The 19,728-nt window shown below is 70.6% G+C and carries 18 protein-coding genes, 3 tRNA genes and 1 pseudogene; 16 read left to right on the top strand and 6 right to left on the bottom strand.

Annotation, left to right across the window (positions count from 1 at the left end; all coding sequences use genetic code 11):
- Window positions 1-521 precede the first annotated feature (521 nt).
- Window positions 522-1,376 carry a Rieske 2Fe-2S domain-containing protein gene (locus ACWEOZ_RS06540; RefSeq protein WP_451909717.1) on the bottom strand — a complete coding sequence of 285 codons (855 nt, stop codon included), beginning with the start codon at window positions 1,374-1,376 and terminating at the stop codon, window positions 522-524.
- A gap of 94 nt (window positions 1,377-1,470) precedes the next feature.
- Between ACWEOZ_RS06540 and ACWEOZ_RS06535 the strand changes: the two genes are divergently transcribed.
- Both ACWEOZ_RS06535 and ACWEOZ_RS06530 read left to right on the top strand, forming a co-directional pair.
- Window positions 1,471-2,328 (top strand): MEDS domain-containing protein, encoded by an 858-nt coding sequence (locus ACWEOZ_RS06535; protein WP_451909716.1) that lies wholly within the window; start codon window positions 1,471-1,473, stop codon window positions 2,326-2,328.
- The gene (locus ACWEOZ_RS06530) at window positions 2,315-2,743 is read left to right on the top strand and encodes an ATP-binding protein (RefSeq protein ID WP_451909715.1); all 429 of its coding nucleotides are present in this window, start codon (window positions 2,315-2,317) and stop codon (window positions 2,741-2,743) included. The genes ACWEOZ_RS06535 and ACWEOZ_RS06530 overlap by 14 nt, the downstream gene beginning before the upstream one ends.
- Here ACWEOZ_RS06530 and ACWEOZ_RS06525 read toward each other — a convergent pair.
- Window positions 2,740-4,101, bottom strand: a complete 1,362-nt coding sequence (locus ACWEOZ_RS06525; protein WP_451909714.1) for a dihydrolipoyl dehydrogenase family protein — start codon at window positions 4,099-4,101, stop codon at window positions 2,740-2,742. The genes ACWEOZ_RS06530 and ACWEOZ_RS06525 overlap by 4 nt on opposite strands.
- A gap of 38 nt (window positions 4,102-4,139) precedes the next feature.
- Between ACWEOZ_RS06525 and ACWEOZ_RS06520 the strand changes: the two genes are divergently transcribed.
- Window positions 4,140-5,231: a serine hydrolase domain-containing protein gene (locus ACWEOZ_RS06520; protein WP_451909713.1), complete on the top strand. Its 1,092-nt coding sequence runs from the start codon at window positions 4,140-4,142 to the stop codon at window positions 5,229-5,231.
- A gap of 90 nt (window positions 5,232-5,321) precedes the next feature.
- Entirely contained in the window at window positions 5,322-6,155 is an 834-nt protein-coding gene (locus ACWEOZ_RS06515) for a hypothetical protein (RefSeq protein WP_451909712.1), read from the top strand.
- 151 nt (window positions 6,156-6,306) lie between these two features.
- Here the strand turns inward: ACWEOZ_RS06515 and ACWEOZ_RS06510 are convergent, their stop codons facing one another.
- Together ACWEOZ_RS06510 and ACWEOZ_RS06505 are read right to left on the bottom strand one after the other, a co-directional pair.
- Entirely contained in the window at window positions 6,307-7,641 is a 1,335-nt protein-coding gene (locus ACWEOZ_RS06510) for a cryptochrome/photolyase family protein (protein WP_451909711.1), read from the bottom strand.
- A 164-nt stretch (window positions 7,642-7,805) separates the two neighbouring features.
- On the bottom strand, window positions 7,806-8,711 hold the full coding sequence (locus ACWEOZ_RS06505) for a phytoene/squalene synthase family protein (protein ID WP_451909710.1): 906 nt from the start codon (window positions 8,709-8,711) through the stop codon (window positions 7,806-7,808).
- A 65-nt stretch (window positions 8,712-8,776) separates the two neighbouring features.
- Here ACWEOZ_RS06505 and ACWEOZ_RS06500 point away from each other — a divergent pair, with 65 nt between their 5' ends.
- The 8 genes and pseudogenes from ACWEOZ_RS06500 to ACWEOZ_RS06465 all read left to right on the top strand — a co-directional run bounded on the left by ACWEOZ_RS06500 (window position 8,777) and on the right by ACWEOZ_RS06465 (window position 14,046).
- Window positions 8,777-9,934 (top strand): polyprenyl synthetase family protein, encoded by a 1,158-nt coding sequence (locus tag ACWEOZ_RS06500; RefSeq protein ID WP_451909709.1) that lies wholly within the window; start codon window positions 8,777-8,779, stop codon window positions 9,932-9,934.
- Between the two features lie 29 nt (window positions 9,935-9,963).
- On the top strand, window positions 9,964-11,469 hold the full coding sequence (gene crtI / locus ACWEOZ_RS06495) for a phytoene desaturase family protein (protein WP_451909708.1): 1,506 nt from the start codon (window positions 9,964-9,966) through the stop codon (window positions 11,467-11,469).
- Window positions 11,466-12,080, top strand: a complete 615-nt coding sequence (gene idi / locus ACWEOZ_RS06490) for an isopentenyl-diphosphate Delta-isomerase (protein WP_451909707.1) — start codon at window positions 11,466-11,468, stop codon at window positions 12,078-12,080. Before crtI ends, idi begins: the two co-directional genes overlap by 4 nt.
- A pseudogene (locus tag ACWEOZ_RS06485) lies at window positions 12,070-12,396 on the top strand (MerR family transcriptional regulator); the annotation flags it as partial. The gene idi and the pseudogene ACWEOZ_RS06485, both read left to right, overlap by 11 nt.
- A 528-nt stretch (window positions 12,397-12,924) precedes the next feature.
- Window positions 12,925-13,596, top strand: coding sequence for a B12-binding domain-containing protein (locus ACWEOZ_RS06480; RefSeq protein WP_451909732.1), 672 nt, complete (start codon window positions 12,925-12,927; stop codon window positions 13,594-13,596).
- 141 nt (window positions 13,597-13,737) lie between these two features.
- Window positions 13,738-13,810, top strand: a tRNA-Glu gene (locus tag ACWEOZ_RS06475).
- A gap of 50 nt (window positions 13,811-13,860) precedes the next feature.
- Window positions 13,861-13,934: transfer RNA gene (locus ACWEOZ_RS06470), tRNA-Asp, on the top strand.
- A gap of 35 nt (window positions 13,935-13,969) precedes the next feature.
- A tRNA-Phe gene (locus tag ACWEOZ_RS06465) sits at window positions 13,970-14,046 on the top strand.
- A gap of 317 nt (window positions 14,047-14,363) precedes the next feature.
- On the opposite strand, the gene ACWEOZ_RS06460 is transcribed toward ACWEOZ_RS06465, so the two are convergent.
- A complete protein-coding gene (locus ACWEOZ_RS06460) occupies window positions 14,364-15,113 on the bottom strand; it encodes a hypothetical protein (RefSeq protein WP_451909706.1) in 750 nt (249 codons plus the stop codon).
- 168 nt (window positions 15,114-15,281) lie between these two features.
- Between ACWEOZ_RS06460 and ACWEOZ_RS06455 the strand changes: the two genes are divergently transcribed.
- Window positions 15,282-16,670 carry a hypothetical protein gene (locus tag ACWEOZ_RS06455; RefSeq protein WP_451909705.1) on the top strand — a complete coding sequence of 463 codons (1,389 nt, stop codon included), beginning with the start codon at window positions 15,282-15,284 and terminating at the stop codon, window positions 16,668-16,670.
- A gap of 355 nt (window positions 16,671-17,025) precedes the next feature.
- On the opposite strand, the gene ACWEOZ_RS06450 is transcribed toward ACWEOZ_RS06455, so the two are convergent.
- On the bottom strand, window positions 17,026-17,454 hold the full coding sequence (locus ACWEOZ_RS06450; protein WP_451909704.1) for a nuclear transport factor 2 family protein: 429 nt from the start codon (window positions 17,452-17,454) through the stop codon (window positions 17,026-17,028).
- A gap of 121 nt (window positions 17,455-17,575) precedes the next feature.
- Between ACWEOZ_RS06450 and ACWEOZ_RS06445 the strand changes: the two genes are divergently transcribed.
- The 3 genes from ACWEOZ_RS06445 to ACWEOZ_RS06435 are packed head-to-tail and all read left to right on the top strand — an operon-like array spanning window position 17,576 to window position 19,612.
- The gene (locus tag ACWEOZ_RS06445; protein WP_451909731.1) at window positions 17,576-17,947 is read left to right on the top strand and encodes a YciI family protein; all 372 of its coding nucleotides are present in this window, start codon (window positions 17,576-17,578) and stop codon (window positions 17,945-17,947) included.
- Entirely contained in the window at window positions 17,935-19,179 is a 1,245-nt protein-coding gene (locus ACWEOZ_RS06440; RefSeq protein ID WP_451909730.1) for an RNA polymerase sigma factor, read from the top strand. Before ACWEOZ_RS06445 ends, ACWEOZ_RS06440 begins: the two co-directional genes overlap by 13 nt.
- A complete protein-coding gene (locus ACWEOZ_RS06435) occupies window positions 19,160-19,612 on the top strand; it encodes a cytidine deaminase family protein (protein WP_451909703.1) in 453 nt (150 codons plus the stop codon). The genes ACWEOZ_RS06440 and ACWEOZ_RS06435 overlap by 20 nt, the downstream gene beginning before the upstream one ends.
- The last annotated feature ends 116 nt before the right edge of the window (window positions 19,613-19,728 follow it).

Below are 19,728 nucleotides of genomic sequence, written 5' to 3'. Positions count from 1 at the left end.
AGCGTTCGTCCTGAGCCAGGATCAAACTCTCCAACAAAATCTGTGGAAAATCATCCCAGCAACAATCAAAAACTTGCTGCCAGAAGAACCCCCAACCCCAAAGGGCCGAGGCATTACTCATGGCACTGGCTTATCTAGCACCCTGTTGAGTTCTCAAAGAACAACCACACACCGAAAAAACTGCCGCCCAACCAGGCGACCCGCTCCCGGGGCACTCGTTCAACTTTACTAGGTCGTCCTGGCCCTGTCAACCGGTATCTCCCGGTTCGTGCCGTTCGTACCTAGCGCACCCTTCGTCCCGGGCTCGGGGCTCCACTGCGCAGGGCAGCGTTGCTACGATCCCGAAGTTCGAAGGATTTGGCAGGACGGCCGGTAGCTGATCTCCCTGACGCTTGGTCAGTTCGTTCTGCTTGCCTCGCCCGTTTCCCTGCCGGCTCGCAAAACATTACCTGCTCGTTTCCCGGGCTCCAAATCGGCCCCCCGTGTCCCACGCCACAACGCGTTGACCTGCGGGAACGCGCTCAGGGCGTGGCCACGCTCAGCACTCCGTCACGGACGCGAGTACGCAGCGTGGGCTGATCCCCGCCCGCCGGCCCGTGCACGACCAAGCCGTCCTTGAGGCGGAACGTGCTTCCGTGCCACGGGCAGACCACACAGGCGTTGTCGCCTGATCCCTCGACATCACCTTCGCCGAGCGGGCCGCCCTGGTGACCGCAGCGCTCCACCATCGCCGTGACCTCGTTGCCGAGGCGGTAGAGCAGCACCCGGACGTCGCCGATCGTCCGGACCGTCGGCTTGCCCTCCGGCAGCTCCGCCACTTCGCCGACCTCGGCCCAGTCCTCGGGCAGGCGCAGGACCTCGGAAGAACCGTGGTTCATCTGAGCGCCCTGCTCGTACGAGAGGTGCCCACCCAGGTAGGCCCCGGCGCCGGCGATGCTCAGTCCGGCGTACCCCAGGATTTTGCCCAGTCCTCGCCGGCCGGAGAAGCGCGCCGCGAGTGACCCGGCATAGAGGCCGAGGGCCACCGTGTTGGCCGCGGCATGGATCAGACCCACCCGGCGCTGGTCACGGGAGAGGGAGGACCAGTCGACGAGGCCGGCGGTGATCGCGGGAGCGGCGCCGGCCGTGCCGACGGCGATCAACGTGGTCGCAGCTTTGTCCTGACCCGGCAATGCGTCCAGCACAGCGGCGCTCATGAAGGCGCCGACCGGGAGCTGGACGAGGACGGGGTGCAGGGGATGGCCGAGCCACGTGCCGTGCAGCAGGTCCCGCAGACGCCGGGGCTTGATCGCACTTTGCACGACGCCCTGGAGGCGATCGCTGACGGCGTCCAGCGCCGAGGCCTGCTCCAGCCGGGAGATCGTCTGCCGCACCATGCCGATGGGGTTACCCAGCGCCGTGCGGCCAAACCTTGCTTGGGCCCTTCAGTCATCGGGTACCTTTCCAGCCCCGGGCTCCTGAGGAGGACGCATGGTCGCCACGACACCGGTGGATCGGCTCAGCCCAGGCGACCACGCCTGCCTGACCTTCACCGATCCCGAGGAGCGGCTGGACATCCTGGCCGCCTTCGTGGCCGCCGGGCAGTCACGCAACGAGCGGGTCATCTGCTTCACGGACGCCGGCGATGTCGACGGTCTCCGTGCCGAGCTGCTGGAACGCGGTCTCGAGGGCGGGCCGGAGCTCACCGTGGCCGACAGTGACCGGCTGTGGGGCGGGGGCACGGGGCCGGATGCCGCCACCATGGTCGAGCTCCTCGCGCGCGAGCTCGCCCAGGCTGACCGGGACGGCCGGACGGGTCTGCGGATCACCGCGGACATGTGCTGGGCGGCCCGGCCGCAGGCGAATGCCGAGCAGCTGCTGGTCTTCGAGTCCGAGGTGGGACGGCTCTTCGCCGCGGGGCGGCTGACCGCCATCTGCGAATACAACCGGGACAGCTTCGACCCGGTCACCCTCGCCTATGCCGCCCGGGTGCATCCCCGGACGGTGGCGGCGACCGTCTATCACGAGGACCCGGTGCTGCGGATCTGCCGGCAGCACGTGCCGCCGGGCGTACGGGTGGCGGGCGAGCTGGACTATGCGCGGGCCGACGTGCTGAGCGACGCGCTCGCCGAAGCGGTCCGCCTGGATCACGACGTGCACCTCAACCTCAATCACCTGCGCTTCATCGACGCCGGCGCGGCCGCCGTGATCCTGCGGACGGCGGCGAACCTGCCGGAACCGCGCCGGATGATCGTGGTGTGTGCGGAGCCGATCGAACGGACGTTGACGGTGGCGGGTGCCGCTGAGGTGCCCGCGCTGCGGATGCTGGTGCGCAATGGCGAACGCTGAGCCGATCGGCACCACCCCCGCCCCGCCGCAGGCAACTGACGGGGTGCTGCTCGAGCAAGGCTTCGACGACGCCAGCCTGTACGGCGTCCGAGCCGCGGTCGCCGCGCACGTCTCCACGGTGGCGGATGCCCGGACCGTCGACATGATGGTGCTGATCGCGCATGAGCTGGCCAGCAACTCCGTCCGGCACGGCGGCGGCACCGGCCGGCTGCGGCTGTGGCTGGCCGACGGTCTGCTGCACTGCGAGGTCAGTGACGCCGGCGCGGGCCTGGATGATCCAGCCCACGCCGGCCACACCCTGCCGCCGCCTTCGTTGCCCGGCGGACGCGGACTGTGGATCGCCCGGCAACTCTCCGAGCTGTCCATCGTCACGTCCGTGGCAGGCACCACGATCACGGCGACCGTCCCGCTCTAGAGGGAATGCAGGGCGTCACCGATCGCCCGATGGAATGTCGGGTAGGCCCAGATCGTGGCCTGCAGCGTGGCCACCGGCACCTCGGCCTTGACCGCCACGGTCAAGGCCCCGAGAACCTCGCCGCCGGACGGGCCGGCTGAGGTAGCGCCGATCAGCACGCCGCGGGACCGGTCGACGATGACCTTGGTGAACCCCTCGTTGCCCGGTCCGTGCACGAACCCGCGGGAGGACGACGGCAGGCTCGAGTAGCCCACCTGGACGTCGATGCCGGCGTCGCGGGCCTGCTGCTCGGTCAGGCCGACAGCGCCGATCTCGGGATCGGTGAAGGTCACGCGGGGCTTGGCGTGGTAGTCCGCTCCCGGGCCGCCCTGACCGAGGATGTCGCGGACGGCGACATCGGCCTCGTACATCGCCATGTGGGTGAAGGCGCCGTTTCCCGTCACGTCGCCGACAGCCCAGACCCCCTCAGCGGCGCGCATCCGGTCGTCGGTGGTCAGGAAGCGGGCCGACGGGTCGAGACCGACGTTTTCCAGGCCCAGGCCACCGAGGCGGGCGGCGCGTCCGGTGGCGACGAGCAGCCGTTCGCCCGTGACCGTGGAGCCGTCGGACAGCTGGACCGAGAAGCCGGCGCTGGAGTGGGTGACGTGCTTTGCGCGTACCCCGGTCAGGGTTTTGATGCCGTCGGCCGCCAAGGCCGCGGCCGCGGTCTCCGACGACTCGGGCTCCTCCATCGCGAGCAGCCGGTCGCTGCCCTCGATGACCGTGACCTGCACGCCGAAGCGGGCCATGACCTGGGAGAGCTCGAGGCCGATGGCGCCGCCGCCGAGAACCAGGAGCGTGTCCGGCAGGGTCTCGGCCTCGACGGCCTCGCGGTTCGTCCAGTACGGCGTGCCGGCGAGTCCTTCGATCGGCGGGATCACCGCCGTCGTCCCGGTGGCGACGACGATGCCGCGGCTCGCCACCCATTCCTGCTCGTCGACCCGCACCCGGCCCGGCCCGGTGATGGTGGCCCGGCCGCGCACGAAGTGGCCGCCCTTGCCGGTGAAGCGGTCGACGGCGACCTTGTCGTCCCAGGTGTCGGTGGCCTGCTCACGGATCCGCCGGGCGACCGGCGCCCAATCGGGCGTGACCTGCGACGTGCCCGCCAGGCCGGGGATGCGGCGGGCCTCAGCGAGGGCGTTGCCGGCGCGGATCATCATCTTGGTCGGGATGCAGCCCCAATAGGGGCATTCGCCACCGACCAGGGTGTGCTCGACGCCGATGACCGTCAGACCGGCCTGCGCGAGCCGTCCCGCGACCTCCTCGCCGCCGACGCCCAGACCGACGACCACCACATCTGCTTGCTGCGCTTCGCCCATGGGACCAGCTTTCCACCACCGCCGGGTACTGTGCGCCCATGTCAGCGGACCGTAATATCGACGGCTTCGTGGCGCCCGGATACGAACCGGTCCGGGACGCTTTCGCGGCCGGGCCGCGCGGCGGATCGGCTCTCGCGGTGCGACGTCACGGCGACCTGGTGGTCGATCTGCGCGAGGGCTGGGCCGACACCGCGCGGACCCGGCCGTGGACGGCGAACACCCTGGTCAATGTCTATTCGGTGGGCAAGCCGGTGATCGCGCTGGCGGTCCTGCTGCTCATCGATCGCGGCCTGATCGGCCTGGACGATCCGATCGCGCGGCACTGGCCGCGGTTCACGACCGATGCTTCGGTACGGCAGCTGCTGACGCACACGGCCGGCCTCCCTTTCTTCCCCGTGCCGCGGGAAGCGTCCGCGTGGAGCGACTGGGATCTGCTCTGCGCCGACCTGGCCGGCGCGCACCCCGAGTGGCCGCCGGGCACAGTGGCTGCCGAGCACGCCCTGACCTACGGCCATCTGCTGGGCGAACTCGTCCGCCGCGTCGACGGCCGGCCGCCCGCGCGCTTCGTCGCCGAGGAGATCGCCCGGCCGTGGCAGCTCGACTTCGGCTTCGGCACCGCGGAGACGGACCGGTGCGCCGAGCTGGAGTTCGACCGGCCGGACCGGCAGAGCCAGCTGGCCGGTGAGCCGGGCTCGGTGCGCGCGCGAGCCGTCGCCAATCCGCCCGGCTCGCGGGACCTGGCCGTCCTCAACAGCGACCTGTGGCGCCGGGCCGTCATTCCGGCGGTGAACCTGCACGCGACGGCCGACTCGCTGGCCCGTTTCTATGCGGGGCTGCTGGCCGGCGGCGTGTTGGACGGGCATCGCCTGCTCAGTGCGGACCTCGTCACCGACCTCGTCTCGGCGCACTTCTCCGGTCCGGATCTGTTCATCGAGCAGTCCACGACCTGGGGCCTGGGCGTGCAGATCGAATCCGACGGCACCTGGGGCATGGGCGGGCTGGGTGGCAACGCGGCCTGGGCGGACCCGGCCGCCGGGCACTCGATCGCCTACGTCACCCGCCGGATCGGCGACTTCGACCGGGTCGATGCGGTGGACACGGCGATTTCCTCGCTACGACTTCTCACCTGACCGCAGGCCCCGCCGATTCTGTTTCCTCGCGGAAGCGGAATCACCACGGTAAAGGGGGCGGTCATGAGAGGGCGATGGCAGGCAGGGCTGGTGTCTGCCATTCTCATGGCCGCCGCCACGGCGTTGCCGGGGGCTTCGTCGGCGGGCAGTGCGGGCCTGATCGCGGTGCCGGTGAACACCCGCGCCATGTGGCTGTGGGGCGACGATCCGGCCGCTGACGTGATCAGCTGGGCCGGCGAGCACAACATCTCCGAGGTCTTCGTCCACATCGCACCGTCGGTGCTCACCGACGGCGGCCTGGCGCGACTGCAGGAGCTCAAGGAAATGGCCGTCGCCCGCCGGATCAAGCTGCGGGCGCTCGGCGGTGACCCGGACTGGGTCACCGACCACGCCGCGGCCCTGGCCTGGCAGCGGACCGTCGTGTCGACCGGCCTCTTCGACGGCATCCACCTCGACGTCGAGCCGTACCTGGTCGACGGCTGGACCACCGACCTGCCGGGGACCGAGGCGGCGTACCTCAAGCTGCTGGACCGGATGCGGGCCGCGAGCACGTTGTCGCTGGAGGCCGACGTGCCGTTCTGGTTCGGGCAGTACAAGCTCGGCCGCAAGAACCTGGCCGACGAGGTGCTGCGCCGCGTCAACGCGGTGACGGTGATGAGCTACCGCGACACCGGGACCGGCCCGAACTCCATCCTGGCGGTCAGCCTGGACTGGCTGGCCCGCGGCAAGGCGGCGGGCAAGCGGGTGCGGCTGGCGGCGGAGACCGGGCCGCTGGCCGACTGCCTGCACTGCACCTTCCACGAGGAGGGCGCGGCCGCGCTGACGCTCGAATTGACCAAGGTCGATGAGGCGACCCGGCAGACAGGGGCCTTCGGCGGCATCGCCGTGCACCATTACGGGTCCTGGCGCACGCTGCCGGCCTGAGCCTTCCGCTGGTCGTGAGGTTTCCGGTCCGGTCGCGTGGGCAGTTTGTCGCGGGTCCTGCCGGCCTTCAACGGACGAACGCAACGGGTCGGCAGGACCCGCTTCCACATCCCGTCCGGCGAACCGGACAGGAAACTCACCGGCACCCCGGTCATGGCCGCAGCCACACCGCCTCGTCGCGGTGCGACTCGAGCGGGCCGGGATAGTCGAGACCTGAGCGAACCGTATCCGGTAGTCGCCAAGGCTGGTGTACGGCTCGGCCCGGGATGGAAATCAACTCCGGGACGTAGCGCCGAACGTACACGCCGTCAGGGTCGAACCGCTCTGCCTGCCGGATGGGGTTGAAGCGCCGGTACGGCTTGGTGTCGTTCCCGGTGCCGGCCACCCATTGCCAATTACCCGAATTGTTGGCGACATCACCATCGATCAGCCAGCGGAAGAACCACCGCACGCCGTCGCGCCAATCGAGCCCGAGGTGCTTGGTGAGGAACGAAGCAGTGATCAGGCGGGCCCGGTTGTGCATCCAGCCCTCGGCCCGCAACTGACGCATGCCCGCGTCGACCACGGGCACCCCGGTCGTCCCCTCCTGCCAGTGCAGCAGCGCCTCCGGATCGTCGCGCCACTCACCGTCGCCCGACCTGCGGTAGGCCTGCGTCGAAATGGCCGGGAACCCGGTGGTGACCTGGTAGTAGAAGTCACGCCAGCCGAGCTGGCGGACAAAGGCATCGGGGCCCGGGCCGTCCAGCGCCCGCGCTGCGTTCGCCACGGTCAACGGCGAGACACAGCCGAACCGGAGGTACGCGCTGAGCCGCGAAGTGCCGTCGGCGGGCATGTCGTTGTGCAGGTCGTCGTACGGGCCGACGTGCTTGAGCCACGTCGTCAGCCGACGCCGGCCCTCCGTCTCGCCTCCCGTGGCGGCCGCCGGCGACTCCCCGGCCGGCGGCTCGGACAGCTCGCCCGTGCTCAGCCCAGGTGGCAGCACAATGCGCGCGGGCGTCGCCACCTCGTCGCGCCACTTGGCCCCTGACCAGGCCCGGTAGTACGGGGAGAAGACGCGGTAGTGCTCGCCACCGCCACCGGGTCGCACAGCACCCGGCGGCACGACCGTGGTGCCAGGGAACAGGCGCAGGGAGATGCGGTGCTGCTCGCACTCCTGCTCGAGCCGCTGCTCCCGGCGCCGGGCATAGCCGCTGACGTCGGCGCTCAGCGCGATGCCCTCGGCGCCGACCTCGGTCGCCACCTTGATCACCTCGACGACCGGGTCACCCGTGCGGACGACGAGGTCGCCGCCGAGGCCGCGGAGCGTTTCGCGCAGGTCGGCGAGGCTCTGGTGCAGGAACAGGGCGCGGTTCGGCGAGAGGCGTTGCAGGCCGGGGTCGAGGACGAACAGGGGGACGACCTGCTCGGCGTTGGCGCAGGCGGCGGCCAGCGCCGGGTTGTCGTGCACCCGCAGGTCCCGGGTGAACAGGACGACGGCCGTTCGCATGTCAGCTCCGCTTCTCTGTTCCGCTCGGTTGCGTCGATTCCGGGGCTCGGGTCCCGGGCCTTGTTCTGGCTTCGGTGCTGGACGCCGGCCGGCTTGGTCCGCTCCTCGTTGCGGCCTCGGGGCCGGGCTCAGGCGGGACCTCGGGCGAGGGCTCAGGCCGGGGCTCAGCTGCGGGCGAAGGCCGTTGTCGGGGTGCCGGGTCGGGTCAGCAGGGATTTGGCCACCACCGCGGCGCGGCGTTGGTTGGGCACTGTGGCCCGTCGGGTGAAGACGTCGTAGTCCTCGGCCGCGACCTCGTCGAGGATGCCGCCGTACAGCTCATAAGCCGTGCGCATGCAGGCCTGGGACCCGGGCAGCAGCAGCGGGATGCCCGGCGCGGCGGCCGCGTAGTGCTCGTCGGCGCGGGCGACCTCGGCGCGGATCAGCGCCTTGATCTGCGGGGTGGACCGGCCCGCCGCCTGCGCGGCGAAGAGATCGGCGCGGGTCACCCCGAACTCGGCGAGGTGCTCGTCCGGCAGATAGGTGCGACCGCGGTCCAGGTCCTCGGCCACGTCGCGGATGAAGTTGGTGAGCTGGAAGGCGAGGCCCAGCTGGCGGGCCGGCTCGCGGGCGGCGGCCGGGTCGCTGGAACCGAGGATGGGCAGCATCATCGTGCCGATGACCGCGGCCGAACCCTCCATGTAGTCGAGCAGGTCGTCATAGGTCGCATACGAGGTGACGGTGAGGTCCATCGCCATGCTGCGCAGGAACGCCGCGAAGTCGGCACGGTCCAGGTCGAACACCGCGATGGTGTGCAGCACGGCGGGCAGCAGCGGGTCGTCGGTGGGCGCCCCGGCCAGACCGGCGAGAAACTCGTCGGACCAGGCGGTGAGGCGGGCAGCCCGCTCGGCCGGCGGCAGATCCTCGGTGCGATCGACGATTTCATCCGCATAACGGGTGAAACCGTACAAGGCGTGGACGTGACGTCGCTTCCACTTGGGGAGCAACCGGGTCGCCAGGTAGTAGGTGCGGCCATGGCGTTTGTGCAGCTCACGGCACCGCTCATAGGCGGCCGCCAGGTCGACCTCCACGGGCCCTCCCAAATAGATCGACGCATGAATCGACGCAACTCGCAGCCTACGGTAATGTCGCCTCCGTGGCCAACGACATCCTCGAGGGAAACCCCCGTATCGGGATACCCCGCCAGACCGTCCAAGCGGACGGGCTGACGACGGCTGTCGAGGGCACTCTGGCCGAGTTCCTGAGCGGCCAGACCGCCGCGCTGGAGGACGTCGACCCGGCGCTCGGCCGCTTCGCCCGCACGACACGGGATCTCGTGCTGACCGGCGGCAAGAGGCTGCGCCCGACGTTCGCCTACTGGGGGTGGCGCGGTGTGGTGGCCGCGCGCGAGCCCGTCGAGCCGGTACTGCCGGCGCTCGCGGCGCTCGAGCTGATGCACACGTTCGCGCTCGTCCACGACGACGTGATGGACGACTCGGCCACCCGGCGCGGCGGCCCCACCGCCCACCGCATCTTCGCCGCCCAGCACAGCAACGCCGGGCGGCTCGGCGACTCCGACCACTTCGGCACCACCTCGGCGATCCTCGTCGGCGACCTCTGCCTGGTCTGGGCCGACCAGCTGCTGGCCCGGGCCGCCGTCTCCACCGCCACGCTGTTCGCCGTCCGCGCCTGCTACGACCGCATGCGCATCGAGGCGGTCGCGGGGCAATATCTCGACGTCCTCGGCGAGACCGAGCCCGCCGCCTGGTCAGTCGACCGCGCGCTGCTGGTGGCCCGGCACAAGACCGCGAGCTACACAGTGCAGCGCCCGCTGCAGTTCGGTCTCGCGCTGGCCGGGCCGGCCGACGCCGACGCGGCGGCCGTCGACGAGGCCTACAACCGCTACGGCATCGCGGTCGGCGAGGCGTTCCAGCTGCGCGACGACCTCCTCGGGGTCTACGGCGATCCCCTGGTCACCGGCAAGCCGGCCGGCGACGACCTGCTCACCGGCAAGCCCACGACACTGCTCATGCTCGCCCATCAGCTCGCGTCGCCCGCCCAGCGGGCCGAGCTGACCCCGGACCCCGCCGGAGCCGTCATCCCCGCCGACGGCTCCGGCGGGCTCAACTCCCCCGCCGCGATCGCCCGCCGCGCCGAGGTCATCGCCGAGACCGGCGCCGTCGCGCAGGTCGAGGCCCTGATCCAGCAGCGGGTGGCGGAAGGCATCGAGGCGCTGGCGAGCGCACCGATCCATGACGACGCCCGTGCGGCACTGACCAACCTGGCGGCTTCCGCGAGCCACCGCCGGGCATGATGAAGATTTGACCCCCTGGAGCTGTTGACGTGCGAAAAGTGACGGGAACGACGGACCGGGTAGTCGTGGTGGGCGCGGGACTCGGCGGGCTCGCCTGCGCGCTGCATCTCGCCGCGGCCGGACGGCAGGTGACCGTCGTCGAGCGCGAAGCGGTGCCGGGCGGACGGGCGGGCCGGCTCTCGGTCGACGGGTTCGACTTCGACACCGGCCCGACCGTGCTGACCATGCCGGAGCTGATCGCCGAGCCGCTTGCCGCCGTCGGGGAGCGACTCTCCGACTGGCTCGAGCTGACCCCGCTGAGCCCGGCATACCGCGCCTTCTACCCGGACGGCTCCACCCTGGACGTCAAGACCGACACCGTCCAGATGGCCGCCGAGATCTCCCGGGTCTGCGGTCCCCGCGAGGCCGACGGCTATCTGCGCTTCGTCGACTTCGCCCGTGAGCTGTGGCGCCTGGAGCGCAACAACTTCATCGACCGCAACCTGGACACCCCGCTCGACCTCATGAACACGAGCCTGCTCAAGCTGCTCGGCATGGGCGGCTTCCGGCGGCTCCAGCCGAAGATCAACCAGTACTTCCGCGACCCCCGGACCCAGCGCATCTTCTCCTTCCAGGCCATGTACGCCGGCCTGGCCCCGCACGACGCGCTCGCCATCTACGCCGTCATCGCCTACCTCGACTCGGTCGCCGGCGTCTTCTTCCCGCGGGGCGGCATGCACGCGGTGCCCAAGGCGATGGCCGGCGCGGCCGAGAAGCACGGCGTCCAGTTCCGGTACGAGACGACGGTGACGCGCGTCGAGACCGCCAACGGCCGGGCCACCGGGGTCATCACCGACAGCGGCGAACGCATCCCGGCCGACGTCGTGGTGCTCAACCCCGACCTGCCCGTCGCATACCGGGATCTGCTGCCCGAGTCCCGCCGCCCGCGCAAGCTGACGTACTCGCCGTCCTGTGTCGTGCTGCACATCGGCTCGAAGCAGAGCTACTCGAAGATCGCCCACCACAACATCCACTTCGGTACGGCCTGGAAGGGCACGTTCGACGAGGTCATCCACCAGGGCCTGCTGATGAGCGACCCCTCGCTGCTGGTCACCAACCCGAGTCACAGCGACCCGAGCGTGGCCCCACCCGGCCGGCAGACCTACTACGTCCTGGCCCCGACGCCGAACCTCGACGTCGCCCCGCTGGACTGGAAGGGCGGCCTCGGCCGGCGCTACGCCGACGAGATCGCGGGCGTGCTGGAGCAGCGCGGTTACGTGGGCTTCCGGGACGGCATCGAAGTGGAACGCATCATCACCCCGGACGACTGGGCCGCCCAGGGCATGGCCGCCGGCACCCCGTTCGCGTCGTCGCACACCTTCACGCAGACCGGCCCGTTCCGCCCGAGTAACCTCCATCCGACTCTGCCCAACGTCGTCTTCACCGGGTCCGGCACGCAGCCGGGCGTGGGCGTACCAATGGTTTTGATCTCCGGAAAACTGGCCGCCTCCCGGATCACCGGAACCGCGGCAGACCTCGTGGGGAGGGCCCTGTGACCGCGTCCCGCGAGACGCACCTCGTCGAGCTCGTCGACACCGAAGGGGTGCCGGCCGGCGCCGCCACGGTGAGCGACGCGCACCGTGCCCCCGGCCGGCTGCACCGAGCCTTCTCGGTGTTCCTGCGCGACCCGGAAGGCCGAGTGCTGCTGCAGCAGCGAGCCGCGGTGAAGACCCGCTTCCCCCTGCGCTGGGCCAACACGTGCTGCGGCCACCCCCTGCCCGGGGAGACGCCGGCCGCAGCTGCCGCCCGCCGTCTCGTCGAGGAGATCGGTGTCGATGACGTCGCGCTGACCGAGGTCGGCGTCTACTCGTACTACGCCGAGGATCCGACCACCGGGCTGGTCGAATACGAGTACGACCACGTGCTGCTGGGCGACGTGCCCGCGGAGGCCCGGCTGCTCGTCGACCCGGACGAGGTCGCGGACGTGCGCTGGACGTCCGTCGAGGAGCTGAACAACGGCCTGCGCGAGGATCTGCGGTCGTACGCGCCGTGGCTCCCCGGGGTCACCGAGCGACTCATCCGCCACCTGGCCCTGGGACCCCAGGCCGACCCCGCGGGCGTACCACGGCCGGCCGACGATGCACCGGAGCGGTCGGGTGGCCGATGAGGCCCTGACGGCCGGGGCGGTTGCCCGCCGTCTGGGCGTCGCCGTGACCACCTTGCGCACTTGGCACCAGCGGTACGGGCTGGGGCCGAGTCACCATGTGCCGGGCCAACACCGGCGCTACACCCCGGAGGACATGGACCGCCTGCAGGTGATGCGCAGGCTCACCGCCCAGGGAGTGGCGCCGGCGGAGGCGGCGGCGTGGGCTCGCCGCGTTCCGGTGCCCCTGGATGTGTCCGCGCCGGTCGGGCCGCACGCTCGCCCGGAGGGCCCTCCCGGCGATGCCGCTTCGGTCCCAAGCGCCGAGGCCTCACCAGCGCGGGCGAGCGAGGATGCCGATCATCATTCGGCGCTTCCAGGCGCAGTTCTGGACGGCGACAGCCGACCGCCGGCCCTCGAGCATCCGGGCGCGCAGAGCGTGCCGTCAGATCGGCGAGCCGTCGACTCCGCGGACCTCTTTTCCTCCGAAGCCGAGCAATCCCAGTCACCGTGGCACGGCGCGTCCGTGGAACGACTCGACCAGCTCTCAGCCGCCGAGACGTCCCGAGACGCGGTTCAGCCGGACCACGACGGCACGGCCGCCGACGAAACGTCCGGTGCCGCCAAGGACGGTCCGGCCCGATCGAAGCGGCAGCGGCGAGCCGGAGCACGCCCCCACGACTGGTCACCGGATGCCGCTCACTCGGCGCCATCTCCGGCCGGGACCGAGAACGGTGATCCGAGATACCCGGCGGCCGACCGATTCGACCTGGCTGGAGCGGCCTCGGAGGATCAGGGCGACACCTTCTTCCGGGTCGGGGAACGGCTGCCGACCGTTGACGCGGTGTGGCCCGAGGAGCTCGGCCAGATGTTCGTCGCCCGGGACGGTGGGGGGCATGCCATCCGTACCGGAAGGGCCGGGCCTGTCGCCCGCGGGCTGGCCCGCGCCGCCATGCGTCTCGACGGTCCGGCCCTGCGCGACATCCTCGAGATGACCGTCACCGACCGTGGCGTCGTCGCGGCCTGGGAAGAAGTGATCATGCCGGTGCTGATCGGCGTCGGTGAGCGGTACGCGGCCACCAAACGCTTCATCGAGGTCGAGCACATCCTGTCCCGGGTGGTCACCGAGGTGCTCGGTTCCGTCACGCGCCCGCCGAGCAGTCAGATCCCCCGGGTGCTGCTGGCTGCCGCCGACGAGGAACAGCACACGCTGCCTCTGGAGGCGCTCGCTGCCGCGCTGGCACAGGCGGGGGTTGCCAGCAGGCTGCTGGGCGCTCGTGTGCCCGCACAGGCCGTCGCGGAGGCCATCGCCCGGACCGGGCCGGCCGTCCTCGTGTTGTGGTCGCAGCTGGCGGGCAGCGCCGACCCGGCGCAATGGGACCTGGTGCTGTCCGGCCGGCACCGGCCACTGCTCGCCGCGGCGGCCGGACCGGGCTGGCTGCCGGAGCACCTGCCGCCGGGAGTCACTCTTCTCGGCAATCTCGCCGAGGCCGTCGAGCTGGTGTCAGCGGTCGCCCTCCCCACCCACCGTCCGCATTAGTGCTGGTCAGCGAGGTGTACGCGGTGCGAGGGATACCGGTTTGGATGAGGGGCAGGGGATCACGTATGCTTTCCAAGCCTCAAGCGGGGCTCGGTTGGGGCCCACGCCGCCGGAGTTGGAATATGCAATGATGGCGGGGTTGCCCTCATCGTCTAGTGGCCCAGGACGCCGCCCTTTCAAGGCGGTAGCACGGGTTCGAATCCCGTTGGGGGTACGAACCGACCTCGGTCGGGGTAAGTGGTAGAAAGTACGCAGCACGAGCAAGGTCCTGTGGAGCAGTTGGAGTGCTCGCCGCCCTGTCAAGGCGGAGGTCGCGGGTTCAAGTCCCGTCAGGACCGCAACAGCCGAGTCCGCGCGCACCACGGCGCGGCAGGGCCAGGTAGCTCAGTTGGTACGAGCGTCCGACTGAAAATCGGAAGGTCGGCGGTTCGACCCCGCCCCTGGCCACCAAGCCTCTCGCCGGGCTTTGAGCACCGCCCACCTGCGGAAACGCACGGTGGGCGTTTTGCTGTCCGGGGTCTCGATGGTCGAAGCCGAGCCGGATGATCGAGTCGGTGTGTTCGGGCGAAGCCTGAGGCGGCTTTTGTAACGCCGCAGGACGCCGGGCTTGTCGACCACTTCCTGGTGTAAGCCGTCCAGGTCCTCAATGAAGCTCCGCAGGATCTCCAGCTTGAACTGGCGGCGGCGTTCCCCAGGGGCAGACAGGCGCGTCACCCTGCGCCAGGCCGGCGAAGACCGGCGCACCAAGCCACCCGAGATAGCGGATGTCAGCGGATCCTGGCCGTCATGGTCAGGGTCGACTGCTCGGTCTCGCGCGTCCATACAGTGACCTTGAACGTCCAGTCTCCCGCGGCTGGCAGCGTGATGTCGCCGATGACATGGAAGTCGGCGACCCGGAGCAGGGGTATCTCGATCGGTTCGATGTCCTTGGCCGGTAGCGCCGCGGTCGCCGACCAAGCCACGAGCGTAAGCGGCTTGCCGCCCACCGGATGCGCGTACAGCTGGACCTTGTTATTACCTACGGTCGCCGGGGAGATATCCACCTGCAATGAGACAGAACCATTTGTGATTGTTCTGGAGATGTCGACGGGCCTTGACGGCATAAGGGTCGGCGAGACTGTCAGGACGATTGCGGCGATACTGCTTGCGACCGTCGCACCGAGCGCGCCTTCCACGAGGCAGCCGCCTGCGCCAGTAGCGGCGGCCGGAGCGCCGAGGCGGATCTTCCACTTCAGCCGGAGTCTGCGCCGCCGGATCTTCGGCAGTTGCGTGCTGTCCTTGTTCGGAGGAGCGGTCGCCTTGTCGGCATCAAGCGGCTGTAGTTGCTGTTGCCCGGCTGTCGAGCGACTTGCTTCGATCTGCATGAGGAGCGTGATGACGCCCAGTCCGAGGCCGGCGAGTCCAAGGAAGAAGCCCAGGGTGCTGGCGATCTGATCCGAGCCTGCCCACGATCCTGCCCAGATGAAGAGCGTGAGAGCGACTCCAGCGATAGCGATCATGGCGAGAGTGACGACCATTCGCCACCTTTTGCGGAGCATGGGACGAATGTAGCGGTTAGGTGAGCGCAGGTCGGCGGCCTGCCCGTTGACGGCCGAATCGTCTACTGCGGACGAGTCACGGGGCAGCGCAGCCACCCCCGCTCTTTTAAGATCCGCTGCGCCCCACCCCTCACCAAAGGATGTTGCATGAACCTGGCTCCCGCCGGGCGGCACCTGGCCCGCCTAGCCCTGACGGCAACCACCACCGCCGCCGTCATCCTCGCCCTCGGCGCCGCGCCCTCCCTGGCCGCGACCGACTCCGAGGAGTCCAGCTCCCCCGCCCGCGTCTGGGCCCTCATCGAGGACATGACAGTCGCCCCCGCCGGCGCCCCGGCCAAGGACTTCCGCCTGGAAGTGATCACCAGCGAGGCCGTCAACCCGCGCCTCGTGATCGACGTCAGCGACCTCACCGGCTTGGTCTCCTTCGCCTGGCCGGCCGGCTGCACCACCCAGGGCACGGTCGCCACCTGTCCCGCCCCGCCCGGATCCGTCGACAACAACGCGCCGCTTTTCATCCCGGTCACCGCCGTTGCCGGCGCTCCGGCCGGTGGGCACGGCACCATCCGGGTTCGGGGCGACGCCGACAACCCCGGCGACGGCAACGACCTCATGAACTCCGACGCGGTCATCACCGTCTCCGGGGACGGACCTGATCTGGCCGGGCTCGAGGAGGGGCTGATCCCGGACGCCAAGGTCGGTGACCGGATCTACGCGCCCATGGCCGTGGCCAACTTCGGCAACCGGGCCGTCAAGGGCATCCGGGTCACCGTCGAGTTCAGCAACCCCCTGACCCCCACCCCGTACGCGAACTGCCGGTACGGCCACCGCACCACCTTCCCCGAGCGCGGCACCGTCGCCGTTTGTGATTTCGCGCAGCGGGTCGATCCCGGGGCCGTGTTCAAGCTCAGCCGCGGCTTCGGCGCCCTCGTCACCGACGCTGCCGTCGATCACCAGGTGGTCGAGTACACGATTGCGCCGCTCGCCGGGGCCGGCCTGCCGGACGGTGTGGTTCTGGCCGGGCGCGGCGGGTCGCGGCTGCCGTTGGTCACCGTCACCTCGGCGCCGAAGCGGGCCAAGGTCAGCCGGGCCGCCGATGTCGATCACGCCAATGACTACCGGTACTGGGGCTTCGACGTGGACAACCTGTCGGACGTGGCGGCCGTCGGCGCCTCCGCTTCCGGCTCGGTCGGCGAGACCGTGCGGGTCGAGGTCGGCTCGCGCAACGTCGGCGGGGCCATCGACTTCACCCGTACGGGCAGCAGCGCCGGGCGGTTCCGGTTCCAGCTTCCCGGGGGTACGGAGGCCACCGACGTCCCGGCCGACTGCCGGCTCGACGACGAAGCTCAGCCCGTGACGTACGTGTGCCAGCTGCCGTCGCTGTACTTCGACCGCGGCGCCACGTTCCTGCGCACCTTCGGGCTGCTCATCACCGGTCCTTCGTACGACGCCGGGGTGGTGTTCGCCGACCTCGACGGGGCGATCGACGAGGACTACACCAATGACCGGGCCGAGGTGAGCGTCACCGTTCTGGGCTGAGGCCCGGCATCGACGCTTGACGTTGGACCGTGGTCCAAGGTCTAGCGTCGGTGGCATGAGCGCGACAACAGTTCCGGCGGCGGGTCTGCGGGTAGCCCGCCGAGGATCTGCTGCGCCGGCGGCTGGCCGAGCTGGACGTCGAGATGGCCCGGCTCGCCGCGCTGCGCGCCGACATGGTCGCCATGATCGACGCCACTCCGGCCAGTGACTGTCCTCCTCCCACGCCCGGCACTTGGTGCCCGCCTGAGGAGGGAGGTGCATCATGCTGATCCGTGCCTGCGGCTGCGGCTGCGACTGCTGCTGACCATTCACCGACGCGGGCCGGCCGGCCACTGACAGGCCGACCGGTCCCACGTCAGGGCTGCAGGCCGACCGACGCCCGCAACGAGCCGTCCATCTCGAACGGGACCGACTCGTGTTCGTGCACGACCAGCCAGCGGTCATCGATCTTCCGCAGTCCCAGGGTGGCCCGGAACCACAGACTGAAGCTTTCCGGCTGCCCCAGGGGCGTCGCCGTCAGGCGGTTCAGGCTGGTGCAGAAGGCCACCGACCCGTCCGCGGTCACCTCCAGGTCGTGGACCTCCAGGCTCATCGGGCCCTCGAAGGTTCCCAGCCATTTCTCCACCGGCGCCACGTCGTCTCCGGCCGTGGGCTGGCGCAGCGGCGGCGCCAGGTTGTACTCGACCAGCGCCGGCGCGTTGTGCGCCACCATCGCCTTCGCGTCCTTGGCGGCCACCGCAGCTGCCCGCTCCAGCACCACCCGGCGAATCTCCGTCGTGTCCATCGTTCCGCCTTTCGAGGAAACACTCGAGGAAAAAGAAGAGCCTTACGCCCGGAGGTAGAAGCAGCGCCGCCGGTTTCGACGTCCCCGGTGAAAGAATTTCCGCCGACGTGTGGAGGCTCCGATGAAGTACCTGATCCTCATCCAGTCCAACGAGCGTTCGCTGGCCGTCTGGGAGACGCTCAGCGACGAGCAGCGCATGGAGTTCGGCCGCGGGCACCGGCAGCTCACCGAGGAGATGACCAAGGCCGGGGTCTGCGTCGCCTCGGAGGGTCTCGCCGACCCCTCCCTGGCCCGCTGGGTCTCGGTCCGCGACGGCCGTACCGTCGCCTCGGACGGACCGTTCGCCGAGGTCAAGGAGCACCTGGCCGGGTTCTATCTGATCGACGTGGAGGATCTCGACGAGGCGATCAGCTGGGCGGCCAAGGTGCCCGACGCCGCGTTCACCCAGGTCGAGGTGCGACCGGTGCTCGACATGAGCGGCTGGGAGTTCTGAACCCGCCGGCCGCCCTCGAGGACCTGCTGCGCGAGTGCGCGCCGCAGGTCCTCGGCGCGGTCGTGCGACGCTTCGGCGACTTCGACACCAGCGAGGACGCGGTGCAGGAGGCTCTGCTGGCCGCGGCTCAGCAGTGGCCCGCCGAGGGGGTGCCGGCCAACCCGCGGGGGTGGTTGATCACCGTCGCCTCGCGGCGCCGGATCGAACTGCTGCGCAACGAGACCGCCCGGCGGCGGCGCGAGGAGGCCGTCCGGTACGAGCCGGAGCCCGCGCCCGCCTCCGCAGTCGACGACTCGCTCACCCTGCTGCTGCTCTGCGCCCATCCCGCCCTCAGTACGGGGTCGCAGGTGGCGCTGACCCTGCGCGCGGTCGGCGGTCTCAGCACCGCCGAGATCGCCCGGGCCCTGCTCGTGCCGGAGGCCACCGTCGGGCAGCGGATCAGCCGGGCGAAGCAGAAGATCCGCGACGCCGGGGCCACGTTCAGCCTGCCCCCGCCGGGTGAGCGCGAAGCGCGGCTGACCGCCGTACGCCAGGTGTTGTATTTGATCTTCAATGAGGGTTACACCGCCAGCTCCGGGGCGCGGCTGCACCGCACCGAGCTCAGCGCCGAGGCCATCCGGCTCACCCGGCTGCTGCGGGCGCAGCTGCCCGACGACGGCGAGGTGGCCGGGCTGCTGGCGTTGATGCTGCTCACGGACGCGCGGCGGCCGGCCCGCACGCTGCCCGACGGATCCCTCGTGCCGCTGGCCGAGCAGGACCGCTCGCGGTGGGACGCGGCGGCGATCGCCGAGGGCGTAGCGCTGATCACCGCGACGCTCGCACGCGCGCCGATCGGGCCCTATCAACTGCAGGCCGCGATCGCGGCGATCCACGACGAGGCGGCGCGGGCCGAGGACACCGACTGGCCGCAGATCCTCGAGCTGTACGGGATGCTGCACGCCCTCAGCCCCGGCCCGATGGTGCAGCTCAACCGGATCGTCGCCCTGGCCGAGGTGCACGGGCCGGTGCTGGCGCTGGCCCGGCTGGATGTCGCCGAGGACGATCCGGCGCTGCGCGGGCATCACCGGCTGGCGGCGGTCCGCGCCCACCTGCTGGAGAAGTGCGGTGACCTGACCGCCGCGCACGCCGCCTACCTGGAGGCGGCCCGGCTGACGCTGAGCGCGCCCGAGCAGCGGTACCTCCTGGCCCGGGCAGCCGCGTTAGGGTCAGCCGGTGACCATCGATCTTCGTGAGCTGACCGCCGAGGACCTCGAGCTGGTGGAGTTCGCCCGCCGCATCGTCGACGCGAACACCGACGGCGAGGACGGCGTGCACACGATGGGCGCGGCGGTCCGCGGCGTGGACGGCCGGATGTACGGCGGTATCAACCTGTACCACTTCACCGGCGGGCCCTGCGCGGAGCTGGTGGCGCTCGGGCACGCCCGGGCGTCCGGGGCGCGGGAGCTGGCCACGATCGTGGCGGTGGGCAACTTCGGCCGGGGACCGGTGGGGCCGTGCGGCCGCGACCGGCAGATCCTCTTCGACTACCACCCGCGGATCCGGGTGATCCTGCCGACCGGCGAGGGCATCCGCAGCGTCCGCATCCGGGACCTGATGCCGCTGGGCGCCGTCTGGACCGTCGAGGAGGGCACCCAGCCGTACGACCCGGGAGTCTTCGCCGACTGAGCTGACCCGCGGCGGAAACCCCTGCAACCCCTGAGCTTCGGCCGCCTGCACCTCGATCACAACCCACGGCTACCCGCCGGGTCTCGAGTGGCCCTGCCGGCACCCGATCTGTCGGG

It is taken from the genome of Actinoplanes sp. NPDC004185, assembly GCF_053603475.1.
This window is presented reverse-complemented; position numbering and strand designations above follow the sequence as displayed.